Annotated in this window: 12 protein-coding genes; 3 read left to right on the top strand and 9 right to left on the bottom strand. The window is 45.1% G+C overall.

What is annotated here, in order from left to right:
• Positions 1-67: 67 nt before the first annotated feature.
• On the top strand, positions 68-355 hold the full coding sequence (locus tag OD355_RS09090) for a GNAT family N-acetyltransferase (protein WP_263038153.1): 288 nt from the start codon (positions 68-70) through the stop codon (positions 353-355).
• Here the strand turns inward: OD355_RS09090 and OD355_RS09085 are convergent.
• From OD355_RS09085 to OD355_RS09075, 3 genes are read right to left on the bottom strand one after another with little or no spacing between them, the layout of a single operon-like run.
• The gene (locus OD355_RS09085) at positions 352-1,089 is read right to left on the bottom strand and encodes a lysophospholipid acyltransferase family protein (protein WP_263038152.1); all 738 of its coding nucleotides are present in this window, start codon (positions 1,087-1,089) and stop codon (positions 352-354) included. The two genes, OD355_RS09090 and OD355_RS09085, sit on opposite strands and share 4 nt — an antisense overlap.
• A 28-nt stretch (positions 1,090-1,117) precedes the next feature.
• The gene (gene ung, locus OD355_RS09080; protein WP_263038151.1) at positions 1,118-1,792 is read right to left on the bottom strand and encodes a uracil-DNA glycosylase; all 675 of its coding nucleotides are present in this window, start codon (positions 1,790-1,792) and stop codon (positions 1,118-1,120) included.
• Between the two features lie 36 nt (positions 1,793-1,828).
• A complete protein-coding gene (locus tag OD355_RS09075) occupies positions 1,829-3,031 on the bottom strand; it encodes a hypothetical protein (protein WP_263038150.1) in 1,203 nt (400 codons plus the stop codon).
• A gap of 87 nt (positions 3,032-3,118) precedes the next feature.
• Between OD355_RS09075 and nadC the strand changes: the two genes are divergently transcribed.
• Both nadC and cls read left to right on the top strand, forming a co-directional pair.
• Positions 3,119-3,973, top strand: a complete 855-nt coding sequence (gene nadC / locus OD355_RS09070) for a carboxylating nicotinate-nucleotide diphosphorylase (protein ID WP_263038149.1) — start codon at positions 3,119-3,121, stop codon at positions 3,971-3,973.
• Between the two features lie 110 nt (positions 3,974-4,083).
• Complete coding sequence (gene cls, locus OD355_RS09065) at positions 4,084-5,553, top strand: cardiolipin synthase (RefSeq protein WP_263038148.1); 1,470 nt, start codon at positions 4,084-4,086, stop codon at positions 5,551-5,553.
• A gap of 28 nt (positions 5,554-5,581) precedes the next feature.
• On the opposite strand, the gene OD355_RS09060 is transcribed toward cls, so the two are convergent.
• The 6 genes from OD355_RS09060 to OD355_RS09035 form a co-directional block, all read right to left on the bottom strand.
• Entirely contained in the window at positions 5,582-7,036 is a 1,455-nt protein-coding gene (locus OD355_RS09060) for an MFS transporter (RefSeq protein WP_263038147.1), read from the bottom strand.
• Between the two features lie 2 nt (positions 7,037-7,038).
• Complete coding sequence (locus tag OD355_RS09055; RefSeq protein WP_263038146.1) at positions 7,039-7,710, bottom strand: bifunctional 4-hydroxy-2-oxoglutarate aldolase/2-dehydro-3-deoxy-phosphogluconate aldolase; 672 nt, start codon at positions 7,708-7,710, stop codon at positions 7,039-7,041.
• Between the two features lie 201 nt (positions 7,711-7,911).
• Entirely contained in the window at positions 7,912-8,952 is a 1,041-nt protein-coding gene (locus tag OD355_RS09050) for a sugar kinase (RefSeq protein WP_263038145.1), read from the bottom strand.
• Between the two features lie 15 nt (positions 8,953-8,967).
• Positions 8,968-10,374 (bottom strand): glucuronate isomerase, encoded by a 1,407-nt coding sequence (gene uxaC / locus OD355_RS09045; protein ID WP_263038144.1) that lies wholly within the window; start codon positions 10,372-10,374, stop codon positions 8,968-8,970.
• The gene (gene uxuA / locus OD355_RS09040; protein WP_263038143.1) at positions 10,371-11,579 is read right to left on the bottom strand and encodes a mannonate dehydratase; all 1,209 of its coding nucleotides are present in this window, start codon (positions 11,577-11,579) and stop codon (positions 10,371-10,373) included. Before uxuA ends, uxaC begins: the two co-directional genes overlap by 4 nt.
• Positions 11,580-11,629: 50 nt before the next feature.
• Positions 11,630-12,451: an SDR family oxidoreductase gene (locus OD355_RS09035; protein WP_263038142.1), complete on the bottom strand. Its 822-nt coding sequence runs from the start codon at positions 12,449-12,451 to the stop codon at positions 11,630-11,632.
• Positions 12,452-12,501: the final 50 nt, after the last annotated feature.

Raw genomic sequence — 12,501 nt, 5'->3', positions numbered from 1 at the left:
AATGAATAAAGGCTATTCATGCGACCATTAAAAACAGCCGCAAAGCGGCGAACTAAAATATATACGCATGCAACTCATTCACCAGGATAATTCCGGCACAGGCGGTCAATTCAATGCGCTGGAAAAGGATCAGCTTGCAGGTACTATTACTTACCTATGGCATGATGAAGATCTGCTGGAGATAAACCATACGGAAGTTGATGAAGCTTACGAAGGCAAGGGAATCGGCAAGAAGCTGGCAGATGCCGTTGTAGATCTTGCCAGGGAGAAAAATGCCCGCATCAAGGCTACATGCCGCTTTGCAAAAAGTGTATTGATGCGTGATGATGCTGCAAAAGGTATACTCACTGATTAAGCAAACTTCTTTTCATTGGCCTCGTAGGCGTTCCACATTTTATTAAAAACTTCTTCTTTGAGTTCGGCTGCTTTCTTGTGCTGCGGATCAACCTGCGGCAGTATTTGCAGGTATATCCTGTGAGGTGAAAGCGCAAACATTTCGCCGGCAGGCAGTATTTTTCTTGTATTGAAAATCACTACCGGAATGATTGGTTTGCCTGTATCTGCAGAAAGCCTGAAAGCGCCGTTGTAAAACTCTTTCAGCGGGTTGTTTGTTTTATTGCGCGTACCTTCGGGATAGATCACCATATCCAGCCCCATATCCAGTACATGCTTCATTTGCTGAAAGCTGGAACTGCGGCTGTTACTGTTTTTCCTGTCGACCAGCACAGACCCAAAGCCGTAAACCCAGGCAAATACGGGTATTTTAGCCAGCGATGCTTTTGCGATAGACTTGTTGGGATTGGGTAAAAAAGGCGTGGCGGCAAAAATATCAAAGAAACTGTTGTGGTTGCATACAACGATGTAGTTCTGTCCTGCTTTAAAATGTTCTTTGCCTAAAACTGTTACAGGGCAACCCACACCGCCCAGGAATACCGTCATCCATACTTTTGAAACCTTGTGAAACCATTTTGTTTTGGCAGGTTCCTTCAGTACAAAACATGGCGTCATAAACAACAATGCCGTAAGAATCGTTACCACAAAAAATATAAAACCCCATAAGGCCCACACCGCGCGGAAAATCTTTTTCATTTTACTACTCATTAATTTTAATTCGCTGCTAAGCGTTATTCCAGTCTATCGGCGCCTTTCCCTGTTTTGCAAGCAATTCGTTTGTTGCACTGAAATGCCGGCATCCGAAAAAGCCGTTGTGCGCACTCAAAGGCGATGGGTGCGCTGCTTTCAGGATATGATGTTTCGTAGCATCAATCAGCACCTGCTTGTCCTGTGCAAACCTGCCCCACAGCAGGAAAATGACGCCTTCTTTTTCGTCTGATATTTTTTTGATCACTGCGTCTGTAAACGTTGACCAGCCTATCTTTGAGTGGCTGTTTGCATCATGGGCCCTTACCGTAAGTGCGGCATTGAGCAGTAAAACTCCCTGGCGTGCCCATTTGGTAAGGTCCCCAGTTTTAGGGATGGGTATGCCCAGATCATCATTAATTTCCTTAAAAATATTTTTAAGAGAAGGCGGGAACGCTACACCGTTTGGCACGGAAAAGCAGAGCCCGTGCGCCTGGCCATCGTTGTGATAAGGATCCTGCCCCAGCAGCACCACTTTCACCTTATCGAAAGGAGTTTGCTCAAAAGCATTGAAAATAAGGTTGCCGGGCGGAAATATTTTCCTGCCGCTCTGCTTTTCTGCTTTCAGGAACATAGCAATATGCTCGAAGTAACGTTTGGCAAATTCTTCTTTCAAAACTTCTTTCCAACTGCTTTCTATTTGTACATCCATTGACTAAAATATTTTTAATGAAAAGGAAACATCCGTTTATTTTCTTCTTTTATTTAGCCGGCCTACGCCGCCTATACCGATGGTAATATAATGAACATTTCCCGATGCATAAGGAATTTTATTGCTATTTGAAAAATTGTATCCATACCGCAAACGTAAAAAAAACTCATCATCTTCCGCCATTCCCCAAAACCTGCCACTGGATGTGTTCAGCAAAAACTCTGTATTAATTCCTGCTGCAGCCTTGGTCATAAATTTTTCAAAAGTTTCCAGGGATTTATCTCTTTGCACATCCACCATCGTAGGCGAAAACGAGATACCCGCAATGCCGGCAAAAGGGGTTATCCTCAACAGCTTATTGCTGATCACCGGATATCCCAGCGAAGCTTCGGGAAGATATATCCTCACCTGGCTTCTCTTTGGCCAAACCACCTTGTTATGCTCGATATCATTTAGCGTACGGTCAAAACCGATGTAATCTCTTAAATAAAGAACCAGCTTTTTGTAATAAACATCAAATCCAACGCCAATAGGCACATGATTTTTAAAGTTATATAGAGCGTTGCCGGTGGTAATGCCGTAGCCTGAGAAAAAATCGAAGCCCAGCGCCCAGTCAGATCTTGTATAACGGCTCCTGATGTTCTCCTTGATAAATTTAGCATACTTACTTTCCGGGTACTTTTGCAGAAATTCATTGCCCATTCTGTCAAGCTTATCATCTTCAACCGTAATATTTCTCCCGATAAGAAAATTGAATTTCCCTGAAACCAAATAAGTCAACATGATCTCTAAAAAATCCCTGTCTTCTGCACTTAAGCCGGCGCTTTGGATTGACTGCTGCAGGGCATAATAATTTTTAACGCTTTCGTCTCTGACCTTTACAAAAAGATAATCATTGTCCGGCCTTAATTTTACGTTTAGAGAAACATCGCCAAGCAGGCTTACCTCCGCTAAAATATGCATGTAATCTTCTGTCCAGTAATTGAGCAATATGTCTTCTATCTGGTATAAGCCAATATAATTTTCGTTATCTATATCATTGTTCAGAAAATTTTTCAGCCGTCTTACATCGTTCATATCTTTTTGAATAAACTTATCCAGCAACAGCATTCTTGCGTTACGTATCAGCATTGTCTGGGAGCCTGTAGCGGCAAGTATTTCTTTTTTAAGTGAATCTTGCTGTGCATAGGCGGCTGTGCAAACAAAACACAGAATAAGAAACAATAATTTTTTGAGCATAGGATAAAATTTAAAGCGTATTCAAAATTATTGAAAAATACATTATCCATTCGAAAGATGATTAATGAGTTTTGTATCTTTGGCTATATGAACCAAAAAATACTACGGCACCTGATAACAGAAGCGCTGGCAGAAGACATCGGAGACGGAGACCATAGTACACTAAGCTGTATACCTGCAAACAAAAAAGGTAAGGCTGTGCTGAAAATCAAGCAGGACGGTATTCTGGCCGGCGTAGAAGTTGCCCAGGAAATTTTTCACCAGGTAGAGCCGGGAGCAAAATTCACCATTTACAAACATGACGGCGAGCCAATGCAGTATGGGGATACAGCATTTGAAGTGGAGGCCGGCATGCAAACCATTCTCAGTTGCGAAAGGCTTACACTGAACTGTATGCAGCGCATGAGCGGTATAGCTACGCTTACCAGGCAATATGTAGATATCTTAAAAAATTACCACACAAAAATACTGGATACCCGCAAGACCACGCCTAATTTCCGGCTGCTGGAAAAAGAAGCCGTGCGCATTGGCGGCGGCATCAATCACCGCTTTGGCCTGTATGACATGATCATGCTGAAAGACAACCATATTGATTTCTGCGGAGGGCTGGAGCCGGCAATTGATAAGGCTTTTGCTTATACACAGCAATACAACCCCTGGCTAAAGATCGAGGTGGAAACTAGGAATCTGGAGGATGTAAAGAAAGTTTGCGCAGTCGGCAAAGGCAAGGTATTCCGTATTATGCTGGATAATTTTTCACCGGAAAACATCAGCGAAGCCCTGTCTATCATCAATAAAGAATTTGAAACAGAAGCCAGCGGCGGCATCAACCTGTATACCGTGGAAATGTATGCGCAAACCGGCGTAGACTATGTAAGCGTGGGCGGGCTGATACACCAGGCACAAAGCCTGGACCTGAGCCTCAAGGCCGACATGAGCTAAAGAGCGGCTTGAACAAAAAATTGACATACGGCATTCACAGATGCTGCGGCTCGTATTTTTTATTGCCTTAAGAGAAACAATCCTGATTGTTTAAGTTTGTTTAAAAAACAATGACCACCTGGCAGCAAATATGGGAATTTATTAAAGAATGGTATTGGATCCCGATGTTGATCCTCTATGTGGGCGTGATTATCACTATCCTAAGTGAAAACCGCAGCCCAAGCAAATCGCTGGCTTACATGTTAGTGCTTGTTTTCCTGCCGGTGATTGGCCTGATCGTGTATTATTTTGTAGGCAGAAAACCGCTGTTTAAAAAAACGGCGTTTGAGAAAAAACGATTGGTTGACCGGCAAAAAATGCAGCAATATTACCAGCAGCTAAAACCTGAAATGGAAGAACGTTTGCTGATGCTGGAACAAAAAATCGGGAATATGGCACTACCCTTCCGCTATCTTTATTATCAGCATCAGTCGCTAATCAGCAAAGACAATTGCGTAACCTTGCTGAATAACGGAGAAGAAAAATTTCCTGCTCTTTTTGAAGCGATTGAAAATGCCGGCGCTCACATCCATATTGAATACTACATTCTTACTGCTGACGATGTGGGCAACCGCCTCACCGATATTTTGATTAAAAAAAGCCGCGAAGGCGTTAAAGTAAGAGTGATCGCAGATGATGTAGGTTCAAAAAAATTAAAAGACATCCCGTCGCGGCTGCGGGAAGCCGGCATCCCCTTTTTAAGAACAATGCCGGTGGCGTTTACTTCTTTGGCCAACAGCAATTACCGCAACCACCGCAAAATTGCGATCATTGACGGCGTGATCGGTTTTATCGGCGGCATTAACCTGGATGACCGCTACTGGAACAATGGTAAACACGAACTTTACTGGCGCGACACGGCAGTAAAAATAGAAGGCCCTGCCGTAAAACTGTTACAGGTGCAGTTTATCCTGAGTTGGTTTTTCTCCGGCGGCAAAGACGATTTCGGTAATGGCGATGATTACTTCGGCAAAAAACACGAAAAAAAAGGCGATGCTATCGTGGCTTTTGCGGCAAGCGGCCCCAACTCGGAGGCATCCTATGTAATGGAAACTATTCTTTTAGCAATAAACCAGGCAAGAAAAAGCGTGCGGATTTGCACGCCGTATTTTATACCCACAGACCAGCTTACTTCTGCACTGGTTATTGCTGCGGCTAACGGAGTTGAAGTGGAACTGATACTTCCTGAAAAATCAGACTCTTTTATCGTGCAGCATGCTTCGTTCTCATTCATTAAACCCTTGCTTGAGCGCGGCGTGCGGGTTTATCTTTATAAAAAAGGATTTATTCATTCTAAAACCATTTCCATAGACGGCACACTGGCTTTCGTAGGAACGGTAAACATGGATACGCGCAGCTTCTTCCTGAATTTTGAAATTACATCCGTTGTTTATGAAGGAGCTTTTTGCAGATCGCTTGAAGAAAGCTTTGAAAAAGACAAGAATAACAGCCGGTTGATAACGATAGAATATTGGCAAAGCCGTTCGTTTATTCATCGCGGCTTTGATTCGGTTTGCAGGCTGGTGGCTCCGCTTCTGTAAATGTTTTTACTTTTCTCTACACTTCTTTCTACAGGTCAGTGACAGGTTTGTATTTAGGTACCAGTGTTTTAATAATAAGCCAGCCGATCAGGTATGCCACCGCGCAAATGGAAAAGATAATAAAATATCCTGCTTCCTTTCCTTCAAAGCCTAGAAGTTGCATTTTGGTTTCAGCAGCATGATCGAACAACATGCCCGACCCTTTGTTGATGATAAACGAACCGACACCGCCCGCAAGCCCGCCAATGCCGATGATTGTAGCCACGGCATACTTGGGAAACATATCTCCCACGGTTGAAAAAATATTGGCCGACCATGCCTGGTGTGCCGCCCCTGCAATACCAATAATGATCACGGGCAGCCATACGGAAACATGCCCCAAAGGCTGAGCCAACAATGCCAGCAGCGGGAAGAAGGCAAATATCAGCATGGCTTTCATCCTGCCTGCATAGGGCTCCATTCTTTTTTTATCTACGAAATAAGATGGCAGCCATCCGCCCACGATAGACAGCATGGTAATGAGGTACAGAACAAAAATATACGGTGCACTCTGTACAGAAGTTAACCCGTAAACCGACTCCAGGTATGCCGGCGCCCAGAACAGGAAAAACCACCAAACACCATCTGTCATAAATTTACCAATGGCAAAGGCCCAGGTTTGTTTGTAGCTGAAAGCTCTGGCAAATGAAATTCTTTTCTTTGATTGTGCAAGATGGTCGGCAGCGCTTAAATCTGCATCGTCCTGGCAAATGTACGCCAGCTCCTGCGTGTTTACTTTTTTACATTTGTCGGGTTTGTTGTATACAAATATCCAGAAGCCCATCCATACGAAACCTGTGGCGCCGATAATGATGAATGCCATTTCCCATCCCCATGCCTGCGCAATGAAGGGAATGGTTACAGGCGCCAGCAAAGCGCCGATCTGTGCACCTGAATTGAAAATACTGGTAGAGAAAGCCCTGTCCTTTTTAGGGAAATATTCAGCCGTAGCCTTGATGGCAGCAGGAAAATTACCCGCCTCGCCAACAGCCAGTATTACTCTCGCGAAAATAAACAACGACACACTCACGGTTACTACTTTAGATACATCGCTGACAGCAGCAATAGATTCTCGTGCGCCGGCAAAGCTCAAAGCCCAGTCGCCGGTGAGAATACCTGAAGTAGCAATACCGCAGAATGCATGCAGCACCGCGCCGGCAGACCACACGCCTATTGCCCACAGGAATCCTTTCTTGGTGTCCATCCAGTCTACGAACTTGCCTGCAAACAGCATGGCTACGGCGTAGAAGATAGAAAACAAACCTGTGACTGTACCATAGTCTGAGTCTGTCCAATGAAATTCCGGCGCTATAAAATCTTTCCACGTGAGGGAAAGCACCTGCCTGTCGAGGTAGTTGATGGTAGTGGCAAAAAATAACATGGCTGTTATAGACCAGCGGTAATTTGTCATTTTGCCGTTTTGCGGGATAGGATATTGCATCATAATTATCTGTTTCTTGCTTCCTGAATATAAGCCAGTGCTTCTTGGGTTTTATCGGTGATTGCCTGCCAGTTTTGCGCTTTGATCACATCGGAGGGAAAAAGATTTGATCCCATGCCTACTGCGAATACGCCTGACTTTACCCAGGCATCAAGGTTTTCTCGGGTAGGTTCCACACCTCCGGTTACTATCATCATTGTCCACGGCATGGGGCCTTTTACATTTTTAACAAAGGAAGGCCCGCCTACGTTGGAGGCAGGAAATATCTTACAGAGGTCGCAGCCGGCTTCCTGTGCAAAACCAATCTCGGAAACTGATCCGCAACCGGGTGTGTAAGGCACCAGCCGCCTGTTGCAGACCTTGGCCACTTCAGGATTAAACAACGGGCCTACGACGAAGTTGGCGCCCAATTGAATGTAAAGCGCAGCTGTTGGCGCATCTACCACAGAGCCTATGCCCAATATGAGTTCCGGGCATTCTGTCTTAGCAAACTTTACCAGCTCAGCAAAAACTTCCTGGGCAAAATCGCCGCGGTTGGTAAATTCAAAAACTCTTACGCCGCCCTGGTAGCAGGCCTTAACCACGTTCTTTGCCACTTCCGCATCATGGTGGTAAAACACAGGCACCATGCCGGTTTCGCCGATTGCTGAAAGTACTTGTAATTTATTGAAAAGCATTTTGATTGGTGATTTTGTGAATGGTGAATGGTGAATGGTGAATCGTGAATGGTGAATGGTGCGATGAGAGGTAAATGGTGAATGGTGAGCAATGAAAGATTTTCTTTGGAATCTGTAATGTTGAATCTTCATTTCAATCCTCAATTTGTAACCTGTAATTTTCAATCTGAAATTTTCACTCTCCAATCAGCAATTAAAAAATTATCTTGAGACCCTGCCGCTGCCGTCGCCGCCCATCAGGTTTTCTACTTCTGCAACCGTAACCATGTTGAAATCGCCGTAAACAGTGTGTTTCAGGCAGGAAGCAGCTACCGCGAAGTCCAGCGCTTTCTGGTCATCGTTGGTATAGGTCAGCAGCCCGTAGATCAATCCTCCCATAAAAGAATCTCCCCCACCCACACGGTCTACAATGTGTGTAATGTCGTATCTTTTTGACTGGTACAATTTTCCCTGGCTGTATAAAACACCTCCCCAGGAATTATGATTGGCATTGATAGAGCCGCGCAGCGTAATGATCACTTTCTTTGCACGCGGGAATTTTTGCATAAGCTGTGTGCACACAGACTCAAACTCTGCGGCGTTGATCTCGCCGCCGGTGTGTGCCACTTCAAAGCCTTCGGGCTTGATGCCGAAGACTTTTTCTGCATCTTCTTCATTACCCAGTATCACATCGCAGCCTTCAACCAGCGCAGGCATGATCTCCGCAGCCGTCTTGCCATACTTCCACAGGTTTTTACGGAAGTTCAGATCTGTTGAAACTGTTACACCCATATCGTTGGCCGTTTTTATGGCTTCCAGGCAGGCATCAGCAGCGCCTTGTGACAGCGCAGGCGTTATACCCGTCCAGTGAAACCAGGAAGCATCTTTCAGTATTTCGCGCCAGTTGATCATTCCCGGCTGAACATCTGCAATAGCTGAATGGGCACGGTCATACACCACTTTGCTGGCGCGCGCTACGGCTCCTGTTTCTAAAAAATAAATACCCATCCGCTCGCCGCCACGCAGCATATGATCTACGCCTACCTTGTATTTGCGCAGGTTCATGATGCAGGAATCTGCTATATCATTCTTAGGAAGCCTTGTTACGAACTGAGTTTCCAGACCATAGTTGGCAAGCGATACGGCTACATTTGCTTCGCCTCCCCCAAATGTTGCTGTAAAGCTGCCGGCCTGGCTAAATCTTTCATACCCGGTTGTTGCGAGCCGCAACATCACTTCCCCGAAAGTTACTATTTTACCCATTGTCTATATTTTGATTTAAAAAGTAAAGTAATTTTTAGCATTATAATAGCACACATTTTTTACGACCTCACCTATCCATGCCTCATCATCCGGCAATAATCCTTTGTTCATTTCTTCACCCAGGATATTACAGAGCAGTCTCCTGAAATACTCATGGCGTGTGAATGACAGAAAACTCCGGCTGTCTGTAAGCATCCCTACAAACGTACTTAGCAAGCCTATAGACGACAAGGCATTCAGCTGTTTGGTCATGCCATCCATCTGGTCTAAAAACCACCAGCCTGAACCGAACTGCACCTTTCCTCGCACCGTTCCGTCGTTAAAATTTCCTGCCATAGCAGCAAATACTTCGTTGAAGGAAGGGTTGATATTGTAGATCACCGTTTTGGCAAGCTCACCTGTCCTGTCAAGTTCGCCGAGGCAAACAGAGAGCCCCTGTGCCTGCTGCTCATCGCCGATAGAATCAAAGCCCGTATCGGGGCCTAATTTTTCAAACTGCCTGACACTGTTGTTCCTGAGCGGACCGAGGTGAAATTGCTGCACCCATCCTTTGGCATGGTAAATTCTGCACAGCTCCGTGAGCAATGCGCCCTGAAAACTTTCAGCGTCTGAAAAGTGGGTTGCGTGCTTGTCTTGTAAGTAATTTTTAAATTCTTCGCGCAACGATGCGTGCATGTGAACTTTTACCGGCATGGCATGTAAACCGTGGTCGGCAATGCGGCAGCCGGCTTCATGGAAATAATTTATCCTTTGCTGTAAAACATCCAGAAGCGAGTCGTAGTCAGTGATTGGCATGCCGGCAGTTTCAGAAAGTTCACCAAGGTAGTTCATAAACATCGCTTTGTTGGCGATATTGAAAACCTTATCAGGCCTGAAACCCGGAACAACTTTTACAGAAAAATTATCGGCAGCAATCTGCCTGTGGTATTGCAGGCCGCTTACCGGGTCATCAGTTGTGCAGGCCATCTCTACCTTAAAGTGCTGCAGCAGCGCCTTAGTCCTGAATGCTTCTGCCTGAAGTTTTTCGTTGGCACGCCGGTAGATAGACTCAGCAGATCTTTCATCGAGGTATTCATGTATACCAAAAGGATTTTTAAGTTCCAGGTGTGTCCAGTGAAACAACGGGTTGCGCAGTGTCTGGGGCACACATTTAGCCCACGCATAAAACTTTTCCTCATCACTTGCATTGCCTGTAATAAATTGTTCACTGATGGCCAGCGCCCGCATGGCGCGCCACTTGTAGTGGTCTCCTTTTAGCCAAATTTCCGTTATTGTTTCGAATCGTTTATTTTCGGCAATCTCATCAGGAGGAAGATGATTGTGGTAATCTATTACCGGCAAATCTTCCGCATAATTGTGATACAGCTTTTTTGCCTGTTCTGTGTGCAATAAAAAATCTTCTGTAAAAATGGTTTTGTTCATGCTGATGAGTTGTTTGCCAAACTTCTTAAAATGCCTAACTCCAATCCACGTATTTCCGCCAGCCCGCGCAGCCTGCCGATGGCAGAGTACCCGGGATTTGTTTTTTTATTGAGGTCATCCAGCATCTGATGTCCGTGATCGGGGCGTACGGGCAGGGATATTTTGCGTTCCTGCATTACCTGCACGATTTCCCGGATCACTTCATACATATCTACATCTCCTTCCAGGTGATTATCTTCATAGAAATCGCCGAATTCGTTTCTGCGCGTGCTTCTCAGGTGAAGAAAATTGATTCTATCTCCAAACTTCCTGATCATTGCCGGCATATCGTTATCTGCACGCACACCAAAAGAACCGGTACAAAAGCATAAGCCATTGTTTACCGAAGGAACCGCGTCTATCAAAGCCTGTATGTCGCTTGCTGTGCTCACTACGCGCGGCAAACCCAGGATCGGGTATGGAGGATCATCGGGATGAATTACCAGTTTCACATTGTACTGTTCAGCAACTGGTACAATCTGCTGTAAAAAACAGATGAGGTTGTTCCTGAGCTTTTCGGCGTCTATATGTTGATATTTATCCAAAGCCTGCTGAAAATTTTCCAGCGTAAAACTTTCCTCGCTTCCCGGCAAGCCCGCAATAACATTACGTTGCAGCTGGTGCTTCTCTTCATCGCTCATTGATTCAAATTTCTCTCTCCCCCTCTGCACCTCTTCGCGCGAATAATCCTGTTTGGCATTTTTTCTCTGTAAAATATACACATCAAAGGCTATGAAAGCTGCTTTATCGAAACGTAAGGCTTTACTGCCATCTTCCACCGTGTAAGCCAGGTCTGTCCTTGTCCAGTCGAGCACGGGCATAAAGTTGTAGGTAACGATATGCACACCGCACTCAGACAAATTCTTAATAGACGTTTTATAATTGTCTATGTATTGTTCAAAGCCCGGCGTCCGGGTTTTTATAGCTTCATGCACAGGCACACTTTCCACTACACTCCAGGTGAGCCCGGCGGCTTTTACTTCGTCAATACGTTTATTAATCTCTTCTTTAGTCCACACTTCACCATTGGGAATGTGATGCAGGGCAGTAACCACGCCTGTACATCCGGCCTGCCTTATATCTGACAAGCTTACAGGGTCTTTAGGCCCATACCATCGCATAGTCTGCTCCATGCGGTAGCCCGTATTTTTATAAGAAGGAAACATTTGTTTAATTAGGTTTTAAGTTAAAATCCGTTCCGAAAATTGTACATGCCTTACACACCGCTGAACTTGGTAAACCCGCCATCTACGGCTATTTCTGCGGCCGTAACAAATTTAGAGGCATCACTCAGCAGGTAGATCACTGCGCCGTTCAATTCTTCCGGCTGGCCAAACCTGCCGTAAGGAGTGGAGTGCATAATATTTTTAGAGCGCTGCTTAAGGCTTCCGTCAGGATTAGTAAGCAGGTCTTTGTTTTGATGTGTCAGGAAGAAACCCGGTGCAATGGCATTTACACGTATTTTATCACCATAGCGCCTGGCTGCCTCCACTGCGAACCATTTTGTATAAATATCAATGGCCGCTTTACCCATACTGTAACCCATAACCATTGTAAGCACTGTTTTAGAGCTTACAGAAGAGATATTTACAATGCTGCCGCCATTTTCTTTCATGGCCGCGCCAAAAACCTTGGAAGGCGTAACCGTACCCCATACATTCAACACCAGCGCTTTCTTCATACCTTCAATGTTCATATCAAAAATATCCTGGTCAGGCTGTATAATACTTTCCGGCACATTGCCGCCGGCTGCATTTACCAGGCCGTCTATTTTCCCGTATCTTTCAAGAATAATTGCTTTTGCTTTTTCAAGATCTGCCTCATCCAGCACATTGGCTGCAAGCCCCAATGCCTCGTGACCGGCCGCTTTCAGCTCTGCTGCCTTCTGCTCTGCTTTATCCTGGTGAAGATCAAGGATCACTACCGCGCCGCCTGCTTCTGCTATAGCCTGTACAAACGATGAGCCCAGAACGCCGGTGCCGCCTGTGACTATAATTACTTTATTTTCCAGGGAGAAGCTGTTTTTTTCCGTGTGCATATTCATTGAGGTTCTTTCTTGAAAGATTAAAATTAAAACGTTTTAATTTT

This window comes from Haoranjiania flava (genome assembly GCF_025631005.1).
GTDB lineage: Bacteria > Bacteroidota > Bacteroidia > Chitinophagales > Chitinophagaceae > Haoranjiania > Haoranjiania flava.
Note: the sequence above shows the minus strand (reverse complement) of the source record. Positions and strands in the feature narration are given on the sequence as shown.

What these genes read in the sequence shown, in the direction of transcription:
- ung (WP_263038151.1), bottom strand. Translation starts at nt 1,792, where the DNA reads ATGGATGTACAAATAGAAAGCAGTTGGAAAGAAGTTTTGAAAGAAGAA.
- uxuA (WP_263038143.1), bottom strand. Translation starts at nt 11,579, where the DNA reads ATGTTTCCTTCTTATAAAAATACGGGCTACCGCATGGAGCAGACTATG.
- uxaC (WP_263038144.1), bottom strand. Translation starts at nt 10,374, where the DNA reads ATGAACAAAACCATTTTTACAGAAGATTTTTTATTGCACACAGAACAG.
- OD355_RS09060 (WP_263038147.1), bottom strand. Translation starts at nt 7,036, where the DNA reads ATGATGCAATATCCTATCCCGCAAAACGGCAAAATGACAAATTACCGC.
- OD355_RS09055 (WP_263038146.1), bottom strand. Translation starts at nt 7,710, where the DNA reads ATGCTTTTCAATAAATTACAAGTACTTTCAGCAATCGGCGAAACCGGC.
- OD355_RS09050 (WP_263038145.1), bottom strand. Translation starts at nt 8,952, where the DNA reads ATGGGTAAAATAGTAACTTTCGGGGAAGTGATGTTGCGGCTCGCAACA.
- OD355_RS09085 (WP_263038152.1), bottom strand. Translation starts at nt 1,089, where the DNA reads ATGAAAAAGATTTTCCGCGCGGTGTGGGCCTTATGGGGTTTTATATTT.
- nadC (WP_263038149.1), top strand. Translation starts at nt 3,119, where the DNA reads ATGAACCAAAAAATACTACGGCACCTGATAACAGAAGCGCTGGCAGAA.
- OD355_RS09035 (WP_263038142.1), bottom strand. Translation starts at nt 12,451, where the DNA reads ATGCACACGGAAAAAAACAGCTTCTCCCTGGAAAATAAAGTAATTATA.
- OD355_RS09090 (WP_263038153.1), top strand. Translation starts at nt 68, where the DNA reads ATGCAACTCATTCACCAGGATAATTCCGGCACAGGCGGTCAATTCAAT.
- OD355_RS09075 (WP_263038150.1), bottom strand. Translation starts at nt 3,031, where the DNA reads ATGCTCAAAAAATTATTGTTTCTTATTCTGTGTTTTGTTTGCACAGCC.
- cls (WP_263038148.1), top strand. Translation starts at nt 4,084, where the DNA reads ATGACCACCTGGCAGCAAATATGGGAATTTATTAAAGAATGGTATTGG.